Raw genomic sequence first — 24,412 nt, 5'->3', positions numbered from 1 at the left:
CGTGCCGATCTACGACTACCGCTGCGGTTGCGGGGCCCGGTTCGATCGTCTGGTCGGGCTGGACGCGCCCGCGCCGGCGTGCCCGGAGTGCGGGGGCGAGACGCGCAAGGTGCCGTCCCGCCCGGCGCTCACGGGGACCGCCGACGCCGGGCTGTCCAAGGAGCAGATGCCGCAGACGTGGCGGGGCACCTACCACGGCAACCGGGAGTACGTCACCGGCATGCAGCGGAAGTGGGAGCAGCGCCAGCGCCTCGAGGCCAAGCACCCCGAGCTCCGCGGGGACACGCGCCCCGTGGCCGCGCACGAGGGACGGTACGAGCAGGCGCCACTGCGCGCGGGGGAGCCGTACCTGGGGCACTCCTCGGGGTCGTCCTCGTCCGGCGAGTCCGCGCCGGCGAAGGAGTCCGGGGGCGGGTCGTCCGGCCACGGCCACGGCCACGGCCACGGCCATGGTCACGGGCACTGACCCCGCTCACTGACCCCTGAATCGGTGGACGCCTCCGCTGCGTGCGACGCGGCGGGGGCGTCCCTCGTTCCGGGTGGCGACGGGCGGCGGCCGTCTCCCGTTCCCGCTCAGGCGGCGGTCAGCGCCCGGACCGTCTCGGCGACCGCCGCGACCCGCGCCGCGCGCACGGCCGTCGCGAGCGGGCGCAGGGCGTCGGTGCGGGCGAGGGCGGCGGACGACGACACGGCGCCGCCCGGGTCGTCGCCGGCGGCCGCGACGACGATCGCCTCGACCTCGTCGGCGTGCTGGAGCACCCGCAACGGACGTCCCGGGGTGCCCGCCGGCCAGCTCGGACGGGGGCGGCGGCGCAGCGCGTCGGCGATCTCCTCGCGCACCCCCGCGCGGGGACGGGCGACGTCCATGGCGGCGAGCGTGTCGGCGGCGTCGCGGACCGAGCCGCGCAGGTCGTGCTCGGCGTCGGCGAGGCTGGGGTGCGCGGCGGGCGGGACGTCGTCGACGAGGTGGACGGTCCAGCGCAGGACGCCGTCGGCGACCGGGGACGGGACGGCGGCGAGTCCCGCACCGGCGAGCACCGCGCACTCGCCGGCGTCCATCGCCCCCGTCCGCAGCGCGTCGGGCCCGGGCAGCCCGCGCACGTCGCCGGGCGCGGGCATGACGAGGCGCGCGTCGGGGCCCAGCGGGCCGACCCGCTTCCGGGCGAGGACGAGCAGGGCCGCGAGGCCGGTGCCGGCGCGGTCCGGGGTCGGCAGGTCGGTGACCGCGGCGGCGGCCGTGTCGGCGGCGACGACGTCGTGGGCCGCGGACCACGGGGTCAGCGCGTCGAGGACGTCGTCGGCCGCGACCGAGCCGGCGAGCCACGCCGCGCTCCACACGGCCAGAGAGGCACTCGCGCAAGGCACCCGATCAACGCTACCGGGAGGCGGGGAGCGGAGCGGCCCGAGGACGCCGGGGCCGTGGTGGCACCGCCGTGAGCTCGACGTGGCGAGGCGCCGGACGCGAGGAGCACGTACGGCAGGCGCCGGCGCCTCTCGATCATGCGCAACGTGCCCCTCGCTGCCACGAGTCGGCGTGCCCACCAGCGTGTCGACCCCGGACGATCGCCACGCACCGTTAGCGTCGCCGTCCGTGGCGAGGACGCAGGGCCGGGGGATGCACGGCTCCACCGGGGATCCCGGATTCCGCACGACGGGCGGGGCGGTGCGCGCGCCGGGGCGGGGCGGCTCGCCGTCCTCGGGCGCCGGCCGCACCGGTGGCCTGCCGGGGCTCGCGCCGCACAAGCCGCCGCGCGAGGTGGTCTCGGTGGTCGCCGAGCCGGGGCTGGTCGTCGAGGACGCCGCCGAGACCTTCTGCGGGGCGGTGATCCGCGCCGACGTCCGCGAGGTCGTGCTCGAGGACGCGGCGGGCCGCCGCCGGCTGTTCCCCAACAAGCCCGCCGCGTTCCTGCACGAGGGACGGCCGGCGACACTCGTGCCGCCACAGCGCGCCGCGGGGCCGGACAAGGCGACCCAGCAGCGCTCCGCGTCGGGGTCGCGACGGGTCGACGGCGCCCGCGCGCGCACGGCGCTCCCGCACCGCATCTGGGTGGAGGGCCTGCACGACGCGGAGATCGTCGAGCGGGTCTGGGGTCACGACCTGCGCGTCGAGGGCGTCGTCGTCGAGCCCCTGCACGGGGCGGACGTGCTGGTGGAGGCCGCGCGCGAGTTCGGGCCCGGGCCGGACCGGCGGCTCGGGGTGCTCGTCGACCACCTGGTGACCGGCTCGAAGGAGTCGCGGATCGCCGAGGGCCTGCGCCGTGACCTCGGGCCCGCGGCGGCCCACGTGCTGGTGCTCGGTCACCCGTACATCGACATCTGGGAGGCCGTGAAGCCGCGCATGGTCGGGATCGAGGCGTGGCCGACGATCCCGCGCGGCACCGAGTGGAAGCGCGGCGTCTGCGAGGCGCTGGGCTGGGGCGACGAGCGGGCCGGGGCCCGGCGGGTGCTGTCGTCGGTGTCCACGTGGACGGACCTCGAGACGCCCCTGATCACCGCGATGGAGCAGCTGATCGACTTCGTCACCGTGGGTGCCTGAATCGGCCCGTCGGACGAGTGGCGTCTGGCACACTGAGCAGGGTGATCCCGCTGCTGTGGGCGATCGCGGGGGTGGTGCTCGTCGCGGTCGAGCTCGTGACCGGCACCTTCGTGCTGCTCATGCTCGGGCTCGCCGCGCTCGTCACCGCCGGGGCCTCCGCGCTCGGCGCCCCGCTCGGGGTCGACGTCGCGGTGTTCGGGCTGTCGTCCCTGCTGCTGATGCTGCTCGCCCGGCCCGCACTGCAACGCCGGGCGCGCACCGACACCGCCGACGGTCCCGTCAACGCGGGCCCCGAGGCGCTGCTCGGCACGCAGGCCGAGGTCGTCGAGGCCATCACGCCGGGTGACGCCGGCACCGTGCGCATCGGTGGCGCGCTCTGGACCGCCACCGCACTGCACGACGATGCGGCGCTGCGCCCGGGCGCCGCCGTGGTCGTCGTCGACATCCGCGGGGCGACCGCCGTGGTCACGGGCGCCGATCCGGCCGGCACCGACCCCTCGGCCCACCCGTCCCGCCCGCCCCTGCAGGGAGAGAGCTGATGGAGCCCGTCACGCTCGTGCTGTACGTGGTCATCGCCGCGGCGCTGATCCTCATCATCACGGCGGTGGTCAAGAGCATCACCGTCGTCCGCCAGGCCGAGGCCGCGGTGATCGAGCGGCTCGGGCGCTACCAGCGCACGGCGGCGCCGGGTCTGACGTTCCTGCTGCCGTTCATCGACCGCATCCGCGAGCGCGTGGCCCTCTGGGAACAGGTCGTCTCGTTCCCGCCCCAGCCGGTGATCACGCAGGACAACCTGACGGTCTCCATCGACACCGTCGTGTACTACCAGGTCACCGAGCCGCGCAACGCCGTCTACGAGATCAACGACTACATCAACGGCGTCCAGCAGCTGACCACCACGACGCTGCGCGACGTCGTCGGCGGGATGAGCCTCGAGCAGGCCCTCACCTCCCGCGAGATGATCAACACCGGGCTGCGCCGGGCCCTCGACGACGCCACCGGACCGTGGGGCCTGCGCGTGGTGCGTGTCGAGCTCAAGGCCATCGACCCGCCGCCGTCGATCCAGGACTCGATGGAGCGGCAGATGAAGGCCGACCGCGAGAAGCGGGCGATGATCCTCACGGCCGAGGGCCACCGCGAGGCCGCCATCGCCGAGGCGCAGGGCAACAAGCAGGCCGCGATCCTGTCGGCCGAGGGCGCCAAGCAGGCGGCGATCCTCGAGGCGGAGGCGGACCGGCAGTCGACGATGCTGCGCGCCCAGGGCGAGCGGGCCGCGCAGTACTACCAGGCCCAGGGCGAGGCGAAGGCCATCGAGAAGACCTTCGCGGCGATCAAGGCCGGCCGCCCGACCCCGGAGCTGCTCGCCTACCAGTACCTCCAGACGCTGCCGCAGATGGCGCAGGGCGAAGCGAACAAGGTCTGGATGGTGCCGAGCGACTTCGGCAAGGCCCTCGAGGGCTTCACGCGCATGCTCGGGGCGCCCGGCGAGGACGGCGTCTTCCGCTACCAGCCCTCGCCGGAGGACGGGGCGGCGGCGGCGCGGCCCGGGGCGGACGACGCGGACGTCGCCGACTGGTTCGACACCAGCACCGACCCCGAGATCGCCAAGGTCGTCGCGGCCGCCGAGCAGCGGGCCGACGCCGCCGTGGCGGAGCCGGAGGCGAACGGTGCCGGGCGCCACGCCAGCGGTGACGGCCAGGCCGACACCCCCTGAGCCGGGGAGCACCTCGTAGGATCCGGTCCCATGCTCGACCGCGCCCTCGTCGACGGCCTGTTCCCGGACGACCTGCCCGAGCCCGCCGAGCTCGAGGAGCGCTACCCGCCGCGCGAGCTGGGCGGGCGGGACGGGGACGGGGGCGCGCTGGTCACCCGCTTCGGTCCGAGTCCGACGGGGTTCGTGCACGTCGGCGGCCTGTACACGGCGATGGTGTCGCGCGACCTCGCGCACTCGACCGGCGGGGTCTACGTCCTGCGGATCGAGGACACCGACCAGAGCCGCGAGGTGGCGGGCGCCGACGAGCACTTCCGGCGCGCGTTCGAGGCGTTCGACCTGGTGCCCGACGAGGGCGATCTGAGGATCGGGGACCTCGACGAGCCCCGGGGCGACTACGGGCCGTACCGCCAGTCGCAGCGCGCGGCGATCTACCAGACCTACGTGCGCGAGCTCATGCGCCAGGGGAAGGCCTACCCGGACTTCGCCACGAAGTCCGAGCTCGCCGAGATCTCCGACGCGCAGCGCACGCTGAAGCTCCCGACCGGCTACTACGGCCGCTGGGCACCGTGGCGCGACGCGAGCGAGGACGACGTGCGCGCCGCGCTGGACGCGGGCAGGCCCTGGGTCGCGCGGTTCCGGTCGGACGGCGTGGTGGGGGAGCGGTTCGCGTTCTCCGACCGGGTGCGGGGCCGGGTGGAGATGGAGGACAACCACAACGACGTGGTCATCCTCAAGTCGTCCGACAGCCCGGTCCGGCTGCCGACCTACCACTTCGCGCACGCCGTCGACGACCACCTCATGCGCACCAACCTCGTCGTGCGCACCGAGGAGTGGCTGTCGTCGGTGCCGGTGCACCGCCAGCTCTTCGCCGCGCTCGGGTTCGACCCGGTCGACTACGCCCATCTCGCGCCGCTGATGAAGCAGGAGGGCGGCTCGAAGCGCAAGCTCTCCAAGCGCAAGGACGCCGAGGCCTCGGTCGACTTCTACCTCGAGGCCGGCTTCCCGGTACCCGCCGTGCAGTACTACCTGCGCGGCCTCGCGAACCCCCGGCTCGCCGAGGTGCCGCTGCCCGAGGCCCTGGCGACGCCGCTGCGCCTCGACGAGTTCGGTCTCGCCGGCCCGCTGGTCGACACGGTGAAGCTGCGCGACATCGCCGCCGACCACGTCGCCACCCTGTCGGGTCCCGACGTCCTCGCCGGCGTGCGGGCGTGGGCCGCCGAGTACGACCCCGAGATCGTCAAGGTGCTCGACGCGAACCCCGAGCTCGCGCTCGCGGCGATCGACGTCGAGCGGGTCGGCGTCGAGAACCCGCGCAAGGACCTCGCGACCTGGTCGGACTTCCGTGACGCCTACGGCTTCTTCTTCCCCGAGCTCTTCACCGACGTCACCGACCCCGCCGACGAGCGCTTCGGCGGCCTCGACCCCGAGCTCGTCCGGGCCGTCGCCGCCGACCTCGCCGACACCTACGTCCACGAGGGCGACCAGCCGACCTGGTTCCAGCAGATCCGCGACCTGGCGAACCGCCACGGTTTCGCCCCGAACCCGAAGACGTACAAGAAGGACCCCGACGCCTACCCGGGCATGCTGCGCGACGCCGCCAACGTCGCCCGCGTCGCGATCACCGGCGCGCAGCGCAGCCCCGATCTCTACGAGGTCACCCGGGCGCTCGGCGCCGGCGAGGTCGTGCGCCGCCTGCGGGCCGTCGGGCGATGAGTCCGCGCGTCGGCGTCCGTCACACGTGACGTGACGACGATGCAGAGCTCCACGACCCCCGACGGCCTCGTCTACGACCGCGCCGGCCACGGCGGCCGCCCCGTGGTCCTCGTCGACGGCCTGGGCCAGATGCGCGCCGTCGACGCGGGCACGCGGGCGTTGACCGTCGCGCTGGCCGAGCGCGGGTTCGACGTCCTGCACCACGACCGACCCGGCCGGGGCGACAGCGCCGGCGAGCCGCCCTTCACCCTCGCCGGGGAGGTGGCGGCGCTGCGGGTGCTCGTCGACGAGCTCGGCGGGCGGGCGGCGCTCTACGGCAGCTCCTCGGGCGCGGCGATCGCCCTGGCGGCGGCGGCCGCGATCCCCGAGGTCGACCGCGTGGTGGCCTGGGAGATCCCGCTGGACGTCGACGCGGAGCCCGGGGCCGGGTGGGAGTTCCACGCCGCGATCGTCGAGCGGGCGGGCGACCCGGAGGCCGCGCTGCGCGCCGCGATGGACTTCCTGCCGCCCGAGGTGCTCGACGGGATGCTGGCCGGCCCGGACGGCGACCGCTACCGCCGTCTGGCGCCCACGACCGCCGCCGACGCCGAGGCGCTCGCCCGGGCCCTCGACGGCCTGCGCGACGGCTCGCTCGCCGCGACGGTGACGGTGCCGACGACGCTGCTCACCGGCACCTCCACCTGGCCTTTCATGGCCGCGGCCGCCGACGCGCTCGCCGCGGCGCTGCCCCACGCCGGGCGCGCCGAGGTGCCGGGCGCGGACCACGCCTGGGAGCCGGAGGACATGGCCGCGGTGCTCGCGTCCGTCCTCGGGTGACGGGCGCACCCGGCCGGAGATCCGGGCGGAACATTCCGGCGGCGCCGGGACGTCAGACGCGGCGAGATCATCACCGCGACAGCGACGACGAGGTGCGCCATGACCGTCACGACGAGTCGACCACTCCCCGCCACGACCTGGAGCGATGCGCCGCCGGGCCGGCGCCCGGTGCTCGGCGCCCTCGCCGTCGCCCTCGTCGCCGGCGGCCTGCTCGCCGGGTGCAGCGGCGGCTCGAGCACCTCGGTGAGCTGCCGGGGCGCCGACTGCCGGGCGACGGTCAGCGGCGCGCCGGTGGAGGTCGGCCAGCCGGACACGAACCAGTCGACGCGCTCGGCCCGCAGCACGAAGCGTCGCCCGCTCCGGGACAACGACGGCGTGGACTTCGGTGTCAACGCCATCGGCCCGGGCTGGGTGGACGTGGAGGACGACGGCCGCGTGACCCGCATCCCGCAGGGCGGCACGTTCACCGAGGACGGGTCGACGGTGCGCCTCGAGTCGTCCGACGGCCGGACCGCCGTGTTCACCTTCCGCCGGCGCTGACGGGGCGGCGATGATGGCGGGGTGGCCGACACCGTCACCCGGACCGCGAGCCCGCCCCTCTCCGTCCGTCTGCACCTCGGCGCGCACGCCCCGACCGCCGGCCTCGACCTCTCGGGCGTGGCCGTCGCCGGCGACACGATGTTCCTCGCGCCGGACGAGGGCTCCTCGCTCCTGCGGCTGCGTCGCGTCCCCGGCGGCTCGCTGGACTGGGAGGACCCGCAGGAGGTCCCGCTCCACGACGCGGTCGCGCTCCGCGGCAGCCCCGAGGACGAGGTGGACGCCGAGGGCCTCGAGGTGGTCGACGGCTGCCTGTGGGTCGCGGGGTCGCACAGCGCCAAGCGCCGCCGGGTCAAGCCGGAGACGCCGGGCGAGGAGATCGGGGAGCGGCTGGCGCGGGTGTCGCCGGAGAAGTCGCGGCGCGTGCTGGCCCGGCTGCCGCTGCGCGAGGGGCCGGACGGGCCCGCGACGGTGCCGGCGGGGGAGGAGGTGCGCGGGCTCGGGGTGGCGGCGCGCCTGCCGTCGGGCAAGCGGGGACTCCGGGGTGCGCTGGGCGACGACGAGCACCTGGGCCCCTTCCTCGGCATCCCGGGCAAGGACAACGGGTTCGACGTCGAGGGCGTCGCCGTGCGCGACGCCGCCGCCGGCGGGGGCGTGGTGCTGGGGCTGCGCGGGCCGGTGCTGCGCGGCTGGGCGGTACTGCTCGAGGTCGCGGTGCACGCCGACGGGAGCGAGCTCGTGCTCGACGGCGTCGACAAGTGCTTCGTCGATCTGGAGGGTCTCGGGGTGCGTGACCTCGCCCGCGACGGCGACGACCTGCTGATCCTGGCCGGGCCGACGATGGTGCTCGACGGGCCCGCGCGCGTGCTGCGCCTGCCCGGCGGCGCGGCGGGCCCGCTGCCGCCGGCGATCCGGGCGGAGGAGCTGGTGCTGGTCACCGAGGTGGCGGTGGGGCGGGGCTGCGACCGGCCGGAGGGACTCGCCGCGCTGCCCGAGGGCCTGCTCGTCCTGCACGACACCCCCGCGCCCCACCGCCTCGACGGCGAGCACCTGGTGGGCGACCTGTGGGCTGCGCCCATGTGAGCACTTTCCGGGCCTATAGGCCCGGAAAGTCCTCACATGGGCGCGGAGCGCACCTCACACGTTCATCGCCACGTACTTGATCTCGAGGTACTCGTCGATGCCGACGCTGCCGCCCTCGCGGCCCAGGCCCGACTGCTTCCAGCCGCCGAAGGGCGCGCCGGCGTTGGACACCATGCCCTGGTTGAGCCCCACCATGCCGGCCTCGAGGCGCTCGGAGAGGCGGATCGCCCGGCTGAGGTCCCGGGTGTAGAGGTAGCTGACCAGCCCGAACTCGGTGTCGTTGGCCGCACGGATGGCCTCGTCGTCCTCGGTGAACGTGAAGATCGGCGCGACCGGCCCGAAGATCTCCTCCTTGGCCAGGCGCGCGGAGGTGGGGACGTCGGCGAGCACGGTGGGCGGGTAGAAGTAGCCCGCGCCCGAGGGCACCTCGCCGCCGGTGCGCACCGTGGCGCCCTTCTGCACGGCGTCGTCGACGAGCTCGGCGACCTTGTCGCGCTGGTCGGCCTCCACGAGCGGCCCGACCTCGACGCCCTCGTCGGTGCCGCGGCCGACCTTCATGTCGCCCATCCGCTCGGTGAGCTTCTTCGTGAACTCCTCGGCGACGTCGGCGTGCACGTAGAAGCGGTTGGCCGCGGTGCAGGCCTCGCCGATGTTGCGCATCTTGGCGAGCATCGCCCCGTTCACGGCCTCGTCGACGTCGGCGTCGGCGCACACGACGAACGGGGCGTTGCCGCCGAGCTCCATCGACGTCTTGAGCACCTGCTCGGCCGACTGCGCGAGCAGCTTCTGCCCGACCTCGGTGGAGCCGGTGAACGACAGCTTGCGGATGCGCCCGTCGGTGATGAGCGGGCCCATCACCTTGCCCGTCGACTTCGTGGTGACGACGTTGAGCACGCCGTCGGGCAGCCCGGCCTCGGCGAGGACGTCCGCCAGCTTGAGGATCGTCAGCGGGGTCAGCGACGCCGGTTTGATCACCATCGTGCAGCCCGCGGCGATCGCCGGGCCGATCTTGCGGGTGCCCATGGCCAGCGGGAAGTTCCACGGCGTGATGAGCAGGCACGGCCCGATCGGCTGGCGCATGACGAGCACGCGCCCGCTGCCCGTCGCGTTGACCTTCCACTCGCCGCTGATCCGCACGGCCTCCTCGGAGAACCAGCGGAAGAACTCGGCGGCGTAGGTGATCTCGGCCTTCGACTCGGCGAGCGGCTTGCCCATCTCGAGCGTCATGAGCATGGCGATGTCGTCGGCCCGCTCGGTGATCAGCTCGAACGCGCGGCGCAGGATCTCCCCGCGCTCGCGTGGGGCCGTCGCCGCCCAGTCCGGCTGCGCCGCGTGCGCGGCCTCCAGGGCGGCCATCCCGTCCTCGGGCGAGGCGTCCGCGACGTCACAGAGGATCTCGCCGGTGGACGGGTCCTCGATGCCGAACGTCCTCTGCTCGGTCGCGTCGCGCACCGACCCGCCGATGATCAGCCCCTTGGTGACCTCGTCGATCACTCGGCGTTCCCGGTCGGTCTGCATGGGTGCCCTCCCGCCTCGGCGCGCCGCGGTGGTGTGACGCGTCCTCGTGGCCGGAAGGTGCCCCCGTCCCCGCAGGCTCATGCCGCCCGTCCGGCCTAGGCTCCCGGCGTGCTGCGCGTGCCCGACCCGTTCCGTCCCCACCACCACGTCACCGCCCGACCCGACCTCCCGCACCGGGTGGGCCCGGACGCGACGGCGGTGGTGGTCGGTGGCGGCGTCGCCGGCGTCGGCGCCGCCCTGGTGCTCGCCGAGCGCGGCGTGCGGGTCGAGCTGCTGGAGGCCGCGCCGCAGCTCGGGGGGCGTCTCGGTACCTGGGACCGGCGCCTCGCCGACGGCAGCGAGGTGGTCGTCGAGCACGGCTACCACGGCTTCTTCCGGCAGTACTACACGCTGCGCGACCTCCTGCGCCGCCTCGACCCGGAGCTCGGCTTCCTGCGCGACGTCGGCGGCTACCCGATCGCGAGCCGGCCCTCGGTCGGCTGGGAGCCCGAGGACTTCACCGCGCTGCCGCGCACCCCGCTGCTCAACCTCGTCGCGCTGGTGCTGCGCAGCCCGAGCTTCAAGCTCGGCGAGCTGCGCCACGTCAACGCCGACGAGGCGCTGGCGATGCTGCACTACGACCCGGTCCGCACCTACGCCGAGCACGACAACCGCAGCGCCGCCGAGCTGCTCGACTCCCTCGGTTTCTCCGACCGCGGCCGGGCGATGCTCTTCGAGGTCTTCGCCCACTCGTTCTTCAACGTCGAGCAGCGGTACTCCGCGGCCGAGTTCCTCGCGATGTGCCACTTCTACTTCACCGGCAACCCCGAGGGCCTGGGCATGGACGCCCCGGTCGACGACTACCGCACCACGCTCTGGGACCCCTTCACCCGCCTGCTCGAGAAGCACGGGGCGACGGTGACGACGGGCGCGCGGGCGGTGTCGCTGCGCCCGGACGGGGCGCGCGGCTGGGCGGTCGACGTCGAGGGCGAGCCCGCCCGGCACGCACGCCACCTCGTCGTCGCGACCGACGTGCCCGCCACCCGGGAGCTCGTCGCCGCCTCCCCGGAGCTCGTCGCGACCGCGCCGGGGCTGGCCCGGAGGATCGCCGCGCTGCCCAGCGGCGAGCCGTACGTGGTGGCGCGCCTGTTCTGCGAGGGCGACGTCGACCCGGCCCGCGCCCCGTTCACCGGCGTCACCCGCGAGCGCGTGCTGGACTCGGTGAGCCTGTTCCACCGGCTCGAGGGCGGGTCGGCGCGCTGGGCCCGCGAGCGCGGCGGGTCGGTCGTCGAGCTGCACTCCTACGCCTGCCCGCCCGGGGCGTCGCGCGACGAGCTGGTGGCCGACATGCGGGCGGAGCTCACGGCGCTGTGGCCCGAGGCCGCGGACCTGCGGGTGCTCGACGTCGACGCCCACCGCTACACCAACGCGCCGGGCTTCGATCCCGGCTACCACCTCGTGCGGCCCGGCGTCCTCACCGACGCCCGCGGCCTGCGCCTGGCCGGCGACTGGGTGGCGTGCGAGGTCCCGTCGGCGCTGATGGAGCGCGCGGCGGTCACCGCGGTCACCGCCGCCAACGACGTGCTGCGCGAGGAGGGCGTGGGCCCCGAGCCCATGCGCTCGATCCGGCCGCGCGGCGTGCTGGCGGGTCGTCCACGTGCGTGATCCCCTGAGCTGTCGCTGAGACGATCACGCACATGGGGCGAGCGCGGCGACCGGTGCGGGGACGCGATACCGTCTGCGCGCCGCCGGCGCCGGACCGGTGCGAGACCCGGGAGGGACCTGCAGTGGCGAACCGACGGACGGCCGGTCGCACGGCGGCCCTGGCGGGCGTGCTCCTCGCCGGTGGGATCGCCCTGAGCGCCTGCGTGTTCCCCGCCGAGCCGGCTCCCGGGTCGCCGTCGAGCCCGAACGAGTACTCGACGGGCGGCTTCCCGCCGCCCGGACCGCCGCCGCAGCCGGGCGTCATCACGCCCGACCCGGTCGCGCCGCCCGCCCCGTCCGAGGCGCCGCGCCCGGAGGAGGGCCCGGTGCCCACCGAGGGCCCGCGCACCAGCGTCGGCGACGAGCCGGAGGTCACCGAGCCCGCGCCGCCGCCCGGCAGCTGATTCAGCGCTCCGGCGGGGCGGCCGGGGTGCGCGCGCACAGCAGCACACCGACCACCCCGATCGCGCCGCTGACCGCGAACACCGCGAGCAGGCTCGGCGAGAGCGTGCCCGTCACCGCGTCCCCGAGCAGGACGACCGCCGAGGTGCCCGGCACCAGCCCGATCGCCGTGCCGCCCAGGTAGTGGCGCCAGCGCACGCTGGTGAGCCCGAAGGTGTAGTTCAGCGGGGCGAACGGGATCGCGGGCACGAGCCGCGCCGAGGTCACGGCGAGCAGTCCCCGGGCGGAGATGCGCTCCTCCAGGACCCGCGCCCGCCCCGCCCCGAGCCGCCGCGCCGCCCGGCCCCCGAGGCGCCGGACCAGCGCGAACGCGGCCGCCGCGGACACCGTGCTGGCCACCACGCACAGCGCGAGCCCGACCCACGGCCCGAACAGCAGGCCCGCCGACAGGGAGAACGCGGTGCGCGGCAGGGGCGTCGTCGTCACCACCGCGTGCACGAGCAGGAAGGTCACCGGGGCCCAGACGCCGAGCGCGGCGACGCGATCGCGCACCTCGAGCGGCGTCGGCAGCGGCACCGTGAGCGCGAGGACGGCGAGCGCGAGCACGGCGGCGGCGAGCACCACCCAGCGGGCGGGGCCGGAGGTCAGGCGCAGCGCGGCCACCCCTCCACCTCGCCGGGACCCAGAGACCCCGTCGAGAGTACCTACGCCACGCGCGTGAACAGGCCCTGGTAGGCGACGACGAGACCCGCGGGGTCCACGGTCATCCCGTACTCGCCGTAGGTCGGGTCGGCGTAGGTGTAGGTCGCGAGGCCGTGGGCGTCGTCGGGTCCCCGGCGGTAGACCTGGCGCACGCGGTGGACCGCCAGCGACGGCACGTCGAGCCACGCGACGTCGATGGCCGCCTCGCCGCCGACGGGCAGGCCGAGCCGGCGCACGGGCAGGGCGTTGGTCAGCGGCGACGCGGAGACGTCGACGTCGGTGCAACCGCGCAGCTCGGGCCACGGGCGGCCGTCGAGGGACCACTCGCCGAGCTGGTCGACCGACAGCGTCACCCGTTCGAGCCCGTCGTCGGCGAGGACCTCGACGAACACGGTGCGGGTGAGCCACGCCCGGTCGGTCACCACGGAGAAGCGCAGCGACCAGGGGCCGGCGTCGTCGCGCATCACCGCCGAGCCGTCGAGGAGGTGCGCGCCGTCGGGGTGCTCGGCGTCGGGCGTGAAGTCGGAGACGGCGCCGTGGGCCAGGCCGTCGGCCACGTCGAGGCGTCGCCACAGGGCGGAGTGCAGGGCCACCGGTGGATCGTGGCAGACACGGTGCGGACGATGGACGCGTGCCGCGCGCAGGCGCGTGGCACGATCATCGCGTCATCGGTCCGGCGCGGGGAGTCACCGGCGCGAGGAGGGAGCGTGCCCGAGGTGAGTGGTCCGTCGTCCGGTTCGTCGTCGGGAACCCCCGGCGAGGACGAGTCCCGGGAGGCGCGTGGCGACGAGCACACGCCCCCCGAAGGAACGCCCGGCCCGTCGTCCGTCCCGGCCTGGGACCCGAGCGGCGGTGACGCCGGTCCGTCCGGCGCCGCGCCCACCGAGGTGCACCGGACGGGGGAGGGGCAGGGTGTCGCCCCTGATGCCGGGAGCTCGGGATCGAGCTTCGCCCAGCCCGAGTCGAGCCGGCCGACCTGGGGCGGCGGGCAGGGGCCGGCGGGGGCCGGCCAGCAGCCCGGGTACGGGCAGGCCGGGCCCGCGGGCTACGGCCAGCCCGGCTACGGGCAGCCGGAGCAGCCCGGGTACGGGCAGCAGCCGGGCTACGGCCAGCCGGGCCAGCCGGGGTACGGCCAGCAGCCGGGATACGGCCAGCAGCCCGGATACGGCCAGCCGGGCCAGCCGGGGTACGGCCAGCAGCCGGGGTACGGCCAGCAGCCGGGGTACGGCCAGCAGCCGGGGTACGGCCAGCAGCCGGGGTACGGCCAGCAGCCCGGGTACGGCCCACCGGGACAGCCTGGCTACGGGCAACCCGGCTACGGACAGCCGGGCTACGGACAGCCCGGCTACGGACAGCCCGGTTTCGGCGGCATGCCGCCGCGTGCGCCGAAGCCCGGGATCGTGCCGCTGCGGCCGCTGGGCCTGGGCGAGATCCTCGACGGCGCGCTGGGCTACATCCGCGCGCACCCGAAGATCGTGCTCGGGACGTCCGCGCTGGTGGCGGTGGTCAGTGGTCTCGCCCAGCTGGTCGTGACGCTGGTCGCGCCGGCCACGACGCCCCCGCTCGGCGGGTCCGCGGACCTCTCGCGCGTCACCGGGCAGGTCGCGGGGTCGAGCGCCACGTCGGGCATCACCGCCGTGATCACCCTGATCGCGACGGCCGTGCTCACCGGCATCGTCATGGTCGTCATCAGCCGCGCGGTGCTCGGCGCGCCGGTGGACGCCGGGGAGACCTGGCGGGCCGCGCGCTCGCGCATCTGGGGCCTCATCGGCGTCGCACTGCTGGTCGGGCTGATCATCTTCGGTGTCGTGCTCGTCGGGCTCCTCCCGGGCCTGCTCCTGCTGATCGCCGACCCGACCGTCGGGGCGATCGTCATCGGCGTGGGCGCGCTGGCCGCGATCGTCGTCGCGGTCTGGCTCGCCGTGATGCTCTCGCTCGCGACGCCCGCGTACGTGCTCGAGGGCATCGGGGTCACCGAGGCGCTGCGCCGGTCGTGGTTCCTGGTCAAGGGGCGCTTCTGGCCGGTGCTGGGCATCCAGCTGCTCGGCGCGATCATCGCGTTCGTCGTCTCGGCGATCATCGCGGTGCCGTTCGGCATCATCGGCGGGATCGCCGCGTTCGGCGGGGGCGGCGGGGGCGTGACGCCGCTGCCGTTGCTGCTCCTCACGGCGCTCGGCGGGATCATCGCGAGCACGCTGACGACCCCGTTCCAGGCCGGGGTCACCGGCCTCCTCTACGTCGACCAGCGCATGCGCCGCGAGGGCTTCGACATCGAGCTGCAGCGGGCCGCGGCCGGCGGACACTGATGGACCCGGTGGGGCCCGCGGTGCCCGGCGCGCCCGCCCCCGGGACGCTGCCGATCGACATCGGCGCCGACCCCGCCCGTGAGCTGGCCCGCGAGGAGCTCGCGCGGCGGGCCTACCAGGAGGCCGCGCCGGATCCCGTCACGGCGGCGCTGCAGTGGCTCGCCCGGCGCCTGGACGAGCTGCTGCGCGCCGCCTCCGACGTCTCGCCCGGCGGCGGGTGGGGGCTGCTGGTGCTCGTGGTGGTGCTGGTGGTCGTGGTGGTGCTGGTGCGGCGCCGCTTCGGACGGATGGCGCGCACCGCGGCCGCGCCGGGGGCCGTGCTCGGCGACACCGTCCGCACCACCGACGAGCACCGCCGCCTCGCCGACCGCCACGCCGCGGCCGGTGCCTTCGACGACGCGGTGCGCGAGCGGATGCGGGCGATCGTGCGCTCGCTCGAGGAGCGCACGATCCTCGAACCCCGCCAGGGCCGCACGGCCGGCGACGCGGCGCGCGAGGGCGGACGGGTCCTGCCCGCCGCGGCCGGCGAGCTGCTCGAGGCCGCGCGCCGCTTCGACGAGACGGTCTACGGCGGCCGCCCGGCCGACGCCGACACCGACGCCCGCCTGCGCGCGGTCGACGCCGCCGTCGCCGCCACCCGCGCGGTGGAGCCCGCGTGACCGACCGAGCGCCCGGCCCGGTGATCGACGGGGACTTCCGACGCCTAGAGGCAGCGAACAGCACGTTCGCTGCCAACAGGACCGGGACCCGCCGCTGGCGCGGGCCGGTGCTGGTGGTGGCGGCGGTGCTGCTCGGCGCGCTGGTCATCGCCGTGCTCGGCGCCGCGCCCCGCACGGGCGGGCTGGACCCCGAGGCCGCGTCGCCCGAGGGCTCGATGGCCCTGGCGCGCCTGCTCGAGGGGCAGGGGGTGCGGGTCGAGCCCGTCGCCGACCTCGACGCCGCCACCGCCGGCCCCGGCCGCACGGTGCTCGTGACCTTCCCGGAGCGGATGAGCACCCGCCAGCGCGAGGCGCTCGCGGCGTCGGGTGCCGACCTCGTCGTCGTCCGCCCCGACGAGCGCTCCCTCGTCGCGCTGGCCCCGACCGTGCGCAGCGAGCTGCTCGCGCTCCCCGAACCCACCGACCCCGCCTGCGGGCTCCCGGCCGCCGTCCGCGCGGGTCCGGTCGACCTCGCCGGCGCCGCCTACGCCACCGACGACCCGACCGCCCAGCGGTGCTACCCCGTGGAGGAGCCGGTCGGCGCGAGCTCGCTCGTCGCGGTCCGCGAGCGCGGGCGCACCGTCACCGTCGTCGGCGACGCCGCCCCGTTCACCAACGACGTCCTCGACGAGCGGGGCAACGCCGCGCTCGCCCTCAACCTCCTCGGCGCGCACCCCGACCTGCTCTGGTACCTGCCGGTCCCGCCGCCGGCCGAGCCCGGCCAGGAGCGCAGCACCACCGAGCTCCTGCCGAGCGGGTGGATCTGGGGCCCGGTGCAGCTGCTCGTCGCCGGCCTCGCGGTGGCGCTGTGGCGGGGCCGGCGGCTCGGTCCGGTCGTCACCGAGGACCTGCCGGTGGTGGTCCCCGCGGGCGAGACCGTGCGCGGGCGAGCGCGCCTCTACCGGCGTGCCGGGGCCCGTGACCGCGCGGCGGCGGCCCTGCGGGGGGACGCCGTGCGCGACGTGGCGGCGCGGCTCGGGGTCCCGCGCGGGGCCGGCCCGCGGGCGGTGGTCGACGCCGTCGCCGCGCGCACGGGCCGTTCGGCGGCCGAGGTCGGCCCGGTCCTCGACGGTCCGGTGCCCGCCGACGACGCCGCGCTCGTGGCCCTCGCCGACGACCTCGACGCGCTGCGCCGCAGCGTGCGCGGTACGACGGAGGCGATCGGGGCGGCACCACGCGACGCACGGGCTCCGGCGCCGTGATCGGATGGCGCACGGCGGGACCCGCGGGGTCCCGGGAGGGGAGGGCCGCGTGACGGGCACGGGCGACACGACGGTCGTGAGCAGCGGCGCGGGCCGGACCGACCGGACCGACCGGACCGTCAGCGGCGACGAGGCCCGCGAGGCCCTGCTGGCGCTGCGCCGCGAGGTGGCCAAGGCCGTCGTCGGGCACGACGCCGCGGTGACCGGGCTGGTCATCGCCCTGCTGAGCCGGCGTCACGTGCTGCTCGAGGGCGTCCCGGGCGTCGCGAAGACCCTGCTCGTGCGGTCCGTCGCCGCCGCGCTGTCGCTCGAGGACCGGCGCGTCCAGTTCACCCCCGACCTCATGCCCGGCGACGTCACCGGCTCGCTGGTCCACGACGCCCGCAGCGCCGAGTTCTCGTTCCGTCCCGGCCCGGTGTTCACGAACCTCCTGCTCGCCGACGAGATCAACCGCACCCCGCCCAAGACGCAGGCGTCGCTGCTGGAGGCGATGGAGGAGTTCCAGGTCTCGGTGGACGGGGTGCCGCGCCCGCTGCCCGACCCGTTCGTCGTGGCCGCGACGCAGAACCCGGTCGAGTACGAGGGCACCTACCCGCTGCCCGAGGCCCAGCTCGACCGCTTCCTGCTCAAGCTCGTGCTGCCCCTGCCCGCGCGCGACGACGAGATCCGGATGCTGGGCCGCCACGCCGAGGGCTTCGACCCCCGCGACCTCGCCGCCGCGGGCCTGCGCCCCGTCGCCGGGCCGGAGCACCTGACCGCGGCGCGGGCCGCGGTGTCGCGGGTGACGGCGCGGCCCGAGGTGCTCGCCTACGTCGTCGACCTGTGCCGGGCGACGCGCTCCTCGCCGTCGCTGCGCCTCGGCGTCTCGCCCCGCGGGGCGACGGCGCTGCTGCTCGCGGCGCGCTGCTGGGCGTGGCTGTCGGGGCGGGAGTTCGTGACCCCGGACGACGTGCAGGCCCTCGCCCTGCCCGTCCTGCGCCACCGCGTCGCCGTCCGCGCCGAGGCCGAGCTCGAGGGCGTGACCGCCGACGGGGTCGTGTCCGGGGTGCTCGGCGCCGTGCCGGTGCCGCGCTAGCCCGGGAGACGGCGACGTGGCGATCACCGGACGCCTGGCGCTCCTCGTCGCCCTGGCCGCGCCGGTCGTGGGCCTCGCCTGGCCGTCGGGCACCGGGGTGCTCGTGGTGTCCGGGGTGCTGGCGCTCGCGGCGGTCGTCGACGCGCTGGTCGCGGTGCCGGTGCGCAGTCTGCGGCTGGAGCGCGAGCGGGACGGGGTCGCGACCCTGCGCCTCGGCACGTCGCTGGAGGTCGCGCTGCGCGTCGCGAACCCGGGGCGCCGGCGGGCGACGCTGGTGCTGCGCGACGCCTGGGAGCCCTCGGCGGGCGCGGTCCCGGCGCGCCACCGGGTGGTGGTGCCGGCGGGGGAGCGGCGCCGGGTGGTGACGACGCTGACCCCGACCCGGCGCGGCGACCGGGACGCGGTGCGGGTCACGGTCCGCTCGATCGGCCCGCTCGGGCTCGCCGCCCGGCAGGGACGTCGCGACGTCCCGGCCCGCGTGCGGGTGCTGCCGGCGTTCGGGTCGCGACGCCACCTCCCGTCGCGGCTGGCCCGCCTGCGCGAGCTCGACGGGCGGCGGGCGGTGCAGATCCGGGGGCAAGGCACCGAGTTCGACTCGTTGCGCGAGTACGTCGCCGGCGACGACGTGCGCTCCATCGACTGGCGGGCCTCGGCGCGCTCGACCGACCTGGTGGTCCGCACCTGGCGCCCCGAGCGCGACCGGCACGTCCTCGTCGTCATCGACACCGGCCGCAGCGCCGCGGGCCGCGTCGGCGACGCCCCCCGCCTCGACGCGGCCCTCGACACCGCGCTGCTGCTCGCCGCGCTCGCCTCCCGGGGGGGCGACCGCGTCGACCTGCTCGCCCTCGACCGCGAGGTGCGGGCCTCGGTGCTCGGCGCGACGGCGGGCGAGCTGCTCCCCGCGATGGTCACGGCCATGGCCCCGCTGGAGCCGCGTCTCGTCGAGACCGACATGCGCCTGCTCGCGTCGGCCGCGCTCGCCCGGGCCGGGCGGCGCAGCCTCGTGGTGCTCGTCACCGGGCTCGACGAGGCCGCGGTGAGCGAGGGCCTCGACCCCGTCCTCGGGCCGCTGCTGCGCCGGCACACGGTGCTGCTCGCCGCCGTCGCCGACCCCGAGCTCGCGACGATGACGGCGGGACGCGGGGACGCCGAGGCCGTCTACACCGCCGCCGCGGCCGCCGCCGCCCGTGACGCCCGCCGGCGGACGGCCGAGCGGCTCGCCCGGCGCGGCGTGGAGGTCGTCGACGCGGACCCCGACGACCTGCCCCCGGCCGTCGCCGACCGCTACCTGGCGCTCAAGGCGGCGGGCCGGCTCTGAGCCGCGTCCCTCGGGCAGGCCCTCGTCACGGGCTCGCCGTGAACTCCCGGTCCCGCCCCGTCGGCAAGAGGACCCGCGCCGACCTGGCGGGACAGGTACGGTCGGGCGGTGCTCTGCCCACGACCCGGCTCCCCGCGACGGGACGCAGCCGTGGCGCGCCCCGGCACGAACGGCTACTGCTCGACGTGGGGTGCGTTGCTGGCGGGCACGACACCTGACGGCCGTCCTGGGGCTCGGCACTGAGCGATCCGTTGCGGGTCGGAGCCTGAGCCCACCGAGTGCTCCTGCCCACGGTCGCGACCTGGAAGTGCCTCTGCTGTGATCCTGCCGATCGTCTTCGGCCTGACCTTCGTATGGGCCGCGCTCGCCCCGCTGATGGCCTCGTGGTGGGGCCGGCGCGCCGGCTGGCCGCTCGCTGCGGGCCTCGTCGGGCTGGCCGTGGCGCTTGCGGCCGGCACCGGCGGCGATCTCGCCACGGAGCTGCCCTGGCTACCGACCCTGGACGTGGCGCTGCGTCTGCGGGTCGACGGGCTGTCGATGCTGTTCGCGATGCTCGTCCTGCTCGTCGGCGCGCTGGTGCTCGCCTACTCGGCCAGCTACCTGCACCGGTCGGATCCCGGCTTCTACGGGCTGATGACGCTGTTCGCCGCAGCGATGCTCGGTCTGGTCCTCGCGGACGACGTGCTCCTGCTCTTCGTGATGTGGGAGCTGACGACGCTGTGCTCCTTCTTCCTCATCGCACGGTCCGGGCCCGACGCGGGCCCGCCGGCCATCCGCACGCTGCTCATCACCGTGTTCGGTGGACTGAGCCTGCTCGCCGGCGTCGTTCTCGCGGCGGTGCGCGCGGGCACCACCGAGCTCTCCGCGGTGCTCGTGCACCCGTTCTGGACCACGGAACCGCTCGTGGCCGCAGCCGTGGCGGTCCTGCTGGCGGTGGCGGCGTTCACCAAGTCGGCACAGTTCCCCTTCCACTCCTGGCTGCCCGACGCGATGGTGGCTCCGACCCCGGTCAGCGCCTATCTGCACGCCGCCGCGATGGTCAAGGCGGGCATCTACCTGTTGCTGCGCTTCTCGCCCGCGCTCGGTGCCACGCCGACCTGGAACATCCTGGTCATCACGGTCGGCCTGGTGACGGCGGTGATGGGGGCACTGTTCGCGCTCCAGCGCCACGATCTCAAGGAGTTGCTGGCCTACTCCACGGTCAGCCAGCTGGGTTTCCTCGTGGCCGCGATCGGGGTGGGCACTCCCGAGGCGATGGTCGCCGGCACCGTCCACACCCTGGCGCACGCGCTGTTCAAGGGCGCGCTGTTCATGCTCGTCGGCGTCGTCGACCACCAGACCGGCACCCGGGGCATCCGGGAGCTCTCCGGGCTCGCCCGGCTCATGCCGGTGACCGCGGTCGCGATGGCCGTGGCGGCGGCCTCGATGGCGGGGGTGCCGCCGCTGCTGGGGTTCCTCAGCAAGGAGAGCGTCCTCGCTGCGCTGCTCGAGGCCCCCGGGCCGAGCTGGACGGGGCCCGTCGCCGCCGGTGTCGGCACGGCGGCAGCGATGCTCACCGTCGCCTACTGCGGTCGCATCGTGCTGGGCTGCCTGACCGGTCCGCCCCGCCCGCCCACGACCCGTGAGGCGCCCGCCCTCTTCGTCTCGTCGCCGGTCCTGCTGGCGGGGCTCGGGCTGCTCCTCGGGCCGGCCGCGTTCCTGGTCGATCCCACGATCAGCCGGGCCGCGAGCGCTGCGGCCGGGGTCGGCGTCGAGGCGGACCTGGCGCTGTGGCACGGGGTCACCCCCGAACTGGGGCTCTCCGCGCTGGCCCTGACGGGCGGCCTGCTGCTCGTGGTGGGCCGGGCGCGCGTCGGGCGGGCGCTGGAGCGGAACCTGCTCCCCGTCACCGGGGTGGGGGTCACCGAGGCGCTCCGTGCGGGGGCGACCGCACTCGGGACCCGGGTCGCCGCTCTCACCCGCTCGTACACGCCGACGCGACACCTGGTCGTGCCGGTGACCGGCGTGCTCGTTCTCGCCACGTGCGGTGTGGCGGTCGCCGGGATCCCGTCGCCGAGCCCCGGCCTCGATCGCCCGGTGGACTGGATGCTCACCGCCCTGCTCCTCGCGGGGGTCGGCGGGCTGGTCGCCGCACGCCACCGCCTCGCCGGTCTCGTGCTGGTCGGCGTGGTCGGGTTCGGGGTCACGGTGTGGTTCTTCGTCCTCGGCGCCGCCGACGTGGCCCTCACCCAGCTGCTCGTCGAGATCCTCACGGTGGTGGTGCTCGCCCTGGTGCTGTCGCGGTTGCCCGAGCGGTTCCGTCCCGGTGGCCGGTGGCGGAACCTCGGCGCCGGAGTCCTCGCCCTCGTGGCGGGCCTGGCTGCGACGGTCGGCGTGCTCGCCCTGACGGGGCGCCCCGAGCTCTCGCCGGTCGGGAGGTACTTCCTCGCCGAGGCCCCCGCCGACACCGGCGGCAGCAACGTCGTCAACACCATCCTCGTCGACTACCGAGCTCTGGACACGCTGGGGGAGCTGACCGTCCTCGGCGTCGCCGCGGTGGTGATCGTGGTGGCTCTCGACACCCGGCGGCTGCTCCCCCAACGGCGTCCCTCGGCCCTCACGGTCCGGTCGGACTCGCCGCTGCGCGACCCGGGCGAGAACGCGGTCTTCGGGCGCACGCTGGCCCGCGGCATGGGTCCGGTCCTGGTCGTCCTGTCGGTGTGGCTGCTGCTGCGCGGCCACTACGAGCCCGGCGGAGGCTTCATCTCCGGGCTGGTCGGGGGCGGCGGAGTCGCGCTGTTCTTCCTGACCGCGCCCTCGGAGCGCACGGCGCGCATCCGGGTGCCCGCGATGGCCCTGGCCGGTGGCGGGGTCGTCGTCGCCGTGCTCTCGGGGCTGCTCGGACTCGTCGACGGGACGTTCCTGGCCCCGCAGCGTGGTTACGTCCTCGGGCAGAGTCTGACCACCGCGCTGATCTTCGACGTCGGGGTCTACCTCGTCGTCGTCGGGGTGATCCTCACCGCCCTGAACCGGCTCGGCCCCTCCCTCGCCCCCGGGGACGTCGCCGGCGACGGCGCCCTCCGACAGCCGTCGCACGCCGCGGTGCGCACCGGAGCCGGGAACGGCAGGTCGCGGCAACCGGTCGACCCCGACATGACCCGGACGGGAGAGGAGGTCTGATGGCTCTGGCGATCTCGGTGGGCCTGCTCGTGGCCGGCGGTGTCTACCTCCTCGCGCAGCGCGGCATGTTGCGCATCGTGCTGGGCTTCGTCCTGCTCTCGCACGCCGTGAACCTTCTGATCATGTCGGCGGGAGGCATCTCCCGCCGTAGCGAGCCGCTGGGCGACGCTCCCGACCCCGCCGTCACCGCCGACCCGTTGCCGCAGGCCTTCGTGCTGACCGCGATCGTGATCGCCTTCTCGATCACCGTCTACATGGCGGTCCTGGCGGTCGTCGGGCGCGGCAGTGACGACACCGACGACACCGACGACACCGACGACACCGACGACACGGCCGGGAGCGCGGGCGCCGACGGCACCGCGGAGCAGGAGGTGCCGCGATGACCGGCGGAGTCGCGAGCGTGGCCCTGCCGTTGCTGGTCGGGCTGCCGCTGCTGGCCGCCGGGTGCCTCGTCATCGCCGACCGTCGCGCCGTGCTCGACCGCGTGGTGCTGTTCGGGGTACTGATCGCGAACAGCACGGTCGGCGTGCTCCTCGTGGTGGCCCGCACCGACGGCTCCGTCCTGGCGCACCAGGTCGGCAACTGGCTGCCGGGCGTGGCGATCGTGTTCGTCGCGGACATGTTCGCCGCGCTCATGGTCGCCGCCACGGGCCTGCTGACCCTGGCGTGCTGCGCCTTCGCGGTCGCCGCGGGCCAGGAGCAGCGACGGATGTTCGCGCCGCTGGTCCTCGTCCTCACGGGTGGGGTGAACGGGGCGCTGCTCACCGGCGACCTGTTCAACCTGTTCGTCTTCATCGAGGTCATGCTGCTGCCGTCGTACGGCCTGCTCATGCTGGCCGCCCGGGGCACCGACAGCGAGCGACAGGTCCGCGGGAACCGGCTCTACGTCACCGTCAACCTGCTCACGTCGACGATCTTCCTCGCCGGTGTGGGCCTCATCTACGGGGTCACCGGGACGGTGAACCTCGGCGAGCTCGCGTCCGCCGCCCGCGACTCCTCGGCCGTCGCCGCGGCCGCCGCGGTGTGCCTGTTCGCGCTGTCGATCAAGGCAGCCGTCGTTCCGGTGCACGGCTGGCTGGCGCAGGCCTACTCGGCGACCTCCCCGACCATCGCGGCGCTCTTCTCCGCACTGCACACCAAGGTCGCGATCTACGCCATCTACCGCGTCTACGCCGTGGTCTTCGACGGCGACAGCCGCTGGCTCTGGGTCGGGATCGTCCTCTTCTCGGTCACCATGATCGTGGGCGGGTTCGGGGCGGTCGGCGAGAACGCCACGCGCGCCGTCCTGGCGTTCAGCACGGTCAGCCAGGTCGGTTACATCCTGCTCGGGCTCGCCCTGTTCGGACCTCTCGGTCTCGCCGCGGGGATCTTCTACCAGCTCCACCACATGATCGTGAAGACGTCGTTGTTCCTGTCCACGGGCGCGGTCGAGGTCCGGTACGGCACCGCCCCCCTGGGGCGGGTCCGGGGCCTCCTGCGCCGTGAGCCCGTGATCGCGGTGGCGTTCTTCGCCGGCGCACTGTCGCTGGCGGGTCTCCCGCCGTTCTCCGGGTTCGTCGCGAAGTACGCGCTCGTCACCGCCTCGTTCTCGACGGGACAGTGGGCGGCCGGAATGATCGCCGTCCTCGCGAGCCTGCTCACGCTGCTGGCCATGCTGAAGATCTGGTCGAGCACCTTCTGGGGAACCCCCGCCCGCGAGGACGAGGGTTCCTCGGCAGGGACGCCGGACGTCGGCGGCGGCGACACCGCGGTCGCCGTGCGGGCATCGCGACGGATCGGGCCGGCCCTCGCCGCGCCCGCGGTCGCCCTGGTGCTGGCGACCCTCGCGTTCGGCATCGGCGGCGAGCTGATGCTCTGGCTCTCGTCGGTGGCCGCCGACGGCCTGGTCGACACCACGTCCTACGTCCAGGCGGTGTTGACGCCGTGAGTCGACCCGTCTCCGCCGGGGAC

Annotated in this window: 22 protein-coding genes; 18 read left to right on the top strand and 4 right to left on the bottom strand. The window is 75.5% G+C overall.

All coding sequences use genetic code 11. The features are described from left to right. Position 1: 1 nt before the first annotated feature. Positions 2–466 (top strand): FmdB family zinc ribbon protein, encoded by a 465-nt coding sequence (locus ACYX4T_RS05670; RefSeq protein WP_476013596.1) that lies wholly within the window; start codon positions 2–4, stop codon positions 464–466. A gap of 107 nt (positions 467–573) precedes the next feature. Here ACYX4T_RS05670 and ACYX4T_RS05665 read toward each other — a convergent pair whose 3' ends face one another. Continuing rightward, a complete protein-coding gene (locus ACYX4T_RS05665) occupies positions 574–1,365 on the bottom strand; it encodes a hypothetical protein (RefSeq protein ID WP_476013595.1) in 792 nt (263 codons plus the stop codon). Between the two features lie 226 nt (positions 1,366–1,591). Here ACYX4T_RS05665 and ACYX4T_RS05660 point away from each other — a divergent pair, with 226 nt between their 5' ends. From ACYX4T_RS05660 to ACYX4T_RS05630, 7 genes are all read left to right on the top strand, one after another. After that, positions 1,592–2,536 (top strand): DUF3097 family protein, encoded by a 945-nt coding sequence (locus tag ACYX4T_RS05660; RefSeq protein ID WP_476013594.1) that lies wholly within the window; start codon positions 1,592–1,594, stop codon positions 2,534–2,536. Between the two features lie 41 nt (positions 2,537–2,577). Next, the gene (locus tag ACYX4T_RS05655) at positions 2,578–3,075 is read left to right on the top strand and encodes an NfeD family protein (protein ID WP_476013593.1); all 498 of its coding nucleotides are present in this window, start codon (positions 2,578–2,580) and stop codon (positions 3,073–3,075) included. Beyond that, complete coding sequence (locus ACYX4T_RS05650; protein ID WP_476013592.1) at positions 3,075–4,250, top strand: SPFH domain-containing protein; 1,176 nt, start codon at positions 3,075–3,077, stop codon at positions 4,248–4,250. The genes ACYX4T_RS05655 and ACYX4T_RS05650 overlap by 1 nt, the downstream gene beginning before the upstream one ends. 30 nt (positions 4,251–4,280) lie before the next feature. Then, complete coding sequence (locus tag ACYX4T_RS05645) at positions 4,281–5,963, top strand: glutamate--tRNA ligase (protein ID WP_476013591.1); 1,683 nt, start codon at positions 4,281–4,283, stop codon at positions 5,961–5,963. A 39-nt stretch (positions 5,964–6,002) separates the two neighbouring features. Then, positions 6,003–6,779 (top strand): alpha/beta fold hydrolase, encoded by a 777-nt coding sequence (locus ACYX4T_RS05640; RefSeq protein ID WP_476013590.1) that lies wholly within the window; start codon positions 6,003–6,005, stop codon positions 6,777–6,779. A 99-nt stretch (positions 6,780–6,878) separates the two neighbouring features. Then, positions 6,879–7,319: a hypothetical protein gene (locus tag ACYX4T_RS05635; RefSeq protein ID WP_476013589.1), complete on the top strand. Its 441-nt coding sequence runs from the start codon at positions 6,879–6,881 to the stop codon at positions 7,317–7,319. 21 nt (positions 7,320–7,340) lie between these two features. Next, positions 7,341–8,399: a DUF3616 domain-containing protein gene (locus ACYX4T_RS05630; RefSeq protein ID WP_476013588.1), complete on the top strand. Its 1,059-nt coding sequence runs from the start codon at positions 7,341–7,343 to the stop codon at positions 8,397–8,399. 54 nt (positions 8,400–8,453) lie between these two features. Here ACYX4T_RS05630 and ACYX4T_RS05625 read toward each other — a convergent pair whose 3' ends face one another. Then, complete coding sequence (locus ACYX4T_RS05625; protein ID WP_476013587.1) at positions 8,454–9,917, bottom strand: NAD-dependent succinate-semialdehyde dehydrogenase; 1,464 nt, start codon at positions 9,915–9,917, stop codon at positions 8,454–8,456. 108 nt (positions 9,918–10,025) lie between these two features. On the opposite strand from ACYX4T_RS05625, the gene ACYX4T_RS05620 reads away from it, so the two are divergent. Then, positions 10,026–11,561 carry an FAD-dependent oxidoreductase gene (locus ACYX4T_RS05620; protein ID WP_476013586.1) on the top strand — a complete coding sequence of 512 codons (1,536 nt, stop codon included), beginning with the start codon at positions 10,026–10,028 and terminating at the stop codon, positions 11,559–11,561. 122 nt (positions 11,562–11,683) lie between these two features. Continuing rightward, complete coding sequence (locus ACYX4T_RS05615; RefSeq protein WP_476013585.1) at positions 11,684–12,004, top strand: hypothetical protein; 321 nt, start codon at positions 11,684–11,686, stop codon at positions 12,002–12,004. A 1-nt stretch (position 12,005) separates the two neighbouring features. On the opposite strand, the gene ACYX4T_RS05610 is transcribed toward ACYX4T_RS05615, so the two are convergent. Further along, positions 12,006–12,665: a TVP38/TMEM64 family protein gene (locus ACYX4T_RS05610; protein WP_476013584.1), complete on the bottom strand. Its 660-nt coding sequence runs from the start codon at positions 12,663–12,665 to the stop codon at positions 12,006–12,008. Between the two features lie 41 nt (positions 12,666–12,706). Next, a complete protein-coding gene (locus ACYX4T_RS05605) occupies positions 12,707–13,297 on the bottom strand; it encodes a putative glycolipid-binding domain-containing protein (RefSeq protein WP_476013583.1) in 591 nt (196 codons plus the stop codon). A 114-nt stretch (positions 13,298–13,411) separates the two neighbouring features. On the opposite strand from ACYX4T_RS05605, the gene ACYX4T_RS05600 reads away from it, so the two are divergent. From ACYX4T_RS05600 to ACYX4T_RS05565, 8 genes are all read left to right on the top strand, one after another. Further along, on the top strand, positions 13,412–15,010 hold the full coding sequence (locus ACYX4T_RS05600) for a DUF7847 domain-containing protein (RefSeq protein ID WP_476013582.1): 1,599 nt from the start codon (positions 13,412–13,414) through the stop codon (positions 15,008–15,010). After that, positions 15,010–15,669, top strand: coding sequence for a DUF4129 domain-containing protein (locus ACYX4T_RS05595; protein WP_476013581.1), 660 nt, complete (start codon positions 15,010–15,012; stop codon positions 15,667–15,669). The genes ACYX4T_RS05600 and ACYX4T_RS05595 overlap by 1 nt, the downstream gene beginning before the upstream one ends. Beyond that, on the top strand, positions 15,666–16,910 hold the full coding sequence (locus ACYX4T_RS05590) for a DUF4350 domain-containing protein (RefSeq protein ID WP_476013580.1): 1,245 nt from the start codon (positions 15,666–15,668) through the stop codon (positions 16,908–16,910). The genes ACYX4T_RS05595 and ACYX4T_RS05590 overlap by 4 nt, the downstream gene beginning before the upstream one ends. A gap of 76 nt (positions 16,911–16,986) precedes the next feature. Then, the gene (locus ACYX4T_RS05585; protein ID WP_476015189.1) at positions 16,987–17,985 is read left to right on the top strand and encodes an AAA family ATPase; all 999 of its coding nucleotides are present in this window, start codon (positions 16,987–16,989) and stop codon (positions 17,983–17,985) included. 16 nt (positions 17,986–18,001) lie between these two features. Beyond that, positions 18,002–19,303: a DUF58 domain-containing protein gene (locus tag ACYX4T_RS05580; protein WP_476013579.1), complete on the top strand. Its 1,302-nt coding sequence runs from the start codon at positions 18,002–18,004 to the stop codon at positions 19,301–19,303. A gap of 318 nt (positions 19,304–19,621) precedes the next feature. After that, positions 19,622–22,462, top strand: a complete 2,841-nt coding sequence (locus ACYX4T_RS05575; RefSeq protein ID WP_476013578.1) for a DUF4040 family protein — start codon at positions 19,622–19,624, stop codon at positions 22,460–22,462. Then, positions 22,462–22,845 (top strand): sodium:proton antiporter, encoded by a 384-nt coding sequence (locus tag ACYX4T_RS05570; protein WP_476013577.1) that lies wholly within the window; start codon positions 22,462–22,464, stop codon positions 22,843–22,845. Before ACYX4T_RS05575 ends, ACYX4T_RS05570 begins: the two co-directional genes overlap by 1 nt. Then, the gene (locus ACYX4T_RS05565) at positions 22,842–24,389 is read left to right on the top strand and encodes a monovalent cation/H+ antiporter subunit D family protein (protein ID WP_476013576.1); all 1,548 of its coding nucleotides are present in this window, start codon (positions 22,842–22,844) and stop codon (positions 24,387–24,389) included. The genes ACYX4T_RS05570 and ACYX4T_RS05565 overlap by 4 nt, the downstream gene beginning before the upstream one ends. The last annotated feature ends 23 nt before the right edge of the window (positions 24,390–24,412 follow it).

The sequence above is a fragment of the Actinomycetospora sp. ABD4_176 genome (assembly GCF_056311855.1).
This window is presented reverse-complemented; position numbering and strand designations above follow the sequence as displayed.

Bases quoted from the DNA above. Each gene is read 5' to 3' on its own strand.
- ACYX4T_RS05650 (WP_476013592.1), top strand. From the start codon at position 3,075: ATGGAGCCCGTCACGCTCGTGCTGTACGTGGTCATCGCCGCGGCGCTG.
- ACYX4T_RS05645 (WP_476013591.1), top strand. From the start codon at position 4,281: ATGCTCGACCGCGCCCTCGTCGACGGCCTGTTCCCGGACGACCTGCCC.
- ACYX4T_RS05640 (WP_476013590.1), top strand. From the start codon at position 6,003: ATGCAGAGCTCCACGACCCCCGACGGCCTCGTCTACGACCGCGCCGGC.
- ACYX4T_RS05635 (WP_476013589.1), top strand. From the start codon at position 6,879: ATGACCGTCACGACGAGTCGACCACTCCCCGCCACGACCTGGAGCGAT.
- ACYX4T_RS05625 (WP_476013587.1), bottom strand. From the start codon at position 9,917: ATGCAGACCGACCGGGAACGCCGAGTGATCGACGAGGTCACCAAGGGG.
- ACYX4T_RS05595 (WP_476013581.1), top strand. From the start codon at position 15,010: ATGGACCCGGTGGGGCCCGCGGTGCCCGGCGCGCCCGCCCCCGGGACG.
- ACYX4T_RS05570 (WP_476013577.1), top strand. From the start codon at position 22,462: ATGGCTCTGGCGATCTCGGTGGGCCTGCTCGTGGCCGGCGGTGTCTAC.
- ACYX4T_RS05565 (WP_476013576.1), top strand. From the start codon at position 22,842: ATGACCGGCGGAGTCGCGAGCGTGGCCCTGCCGTTGCTGGTCGGGCTG.